The sequence below is a fragment of the Corallococcus praedator genome, from assembly GCF_003612125.1.
Lineage (GTDB): Bacteria > Myxococcota > Myxococcia > Myxococcales > Myxococcaceae > Corallococcus > Corallococcus praedator.
In genome coordinates this window covers 1-439 of sequence record NZ_RAWI01001067.1, presented here as the reverse complement: position 1 = coordinate 439, position 439 = coordinate 1, and the positions used below count along the sequence as shown (strand labels likewise).

Genomic DNA, 439 nt, shown 5'->3' with positions numbered 1-439 from the left:
GCAGTACAGCGAGCAGCGCCGGTGGCTGGACGAGTTCTGGTCCCGTGCGGACGTGGAGGTGGACGGGCAGCCGGAGGTCCAGCAGGCCATCAGGTGGAACCTGTTCCAGCTGGCCCAGGCGACCGGGCGGGCGGAGCAGTCCGGGGTCCCGGCCAAGGGGGTGTCCGGCTCCGGCTACGGCGGGCACTACTTCTGGGACACGGAGATCTACGTGCTGCCCTTCCTCACCTACACCTCGCCGTGGATGGCGCACAGCGCGCTGCGCTTCCGCTACAACATGCTGCCCGCCGCCCACCGGCGCGCGGAGGACCTGGCCCAGGCGGGCGCGCTCTTCCCGTGGCGGACGATCAACGGCGAGGAGGCCAGCGCCTACTACGCCGCGGGCACCGCGCAGTACCACATCGACGCCGACATCTCGTACGCGCTGATGAAGTACGTG

1 pseudogene is annotated in these 439 nt (G+C 70.4%); it reads left to right on the top strand.

Features of this window, described 5'->3' with window-relative positions:
* Window positions 1-439 (top strand): annotated as a pseudogene (locus tag D7Y13_RS43055) (glycoside hydrolase family 65 protein); the annotation flags it as partial.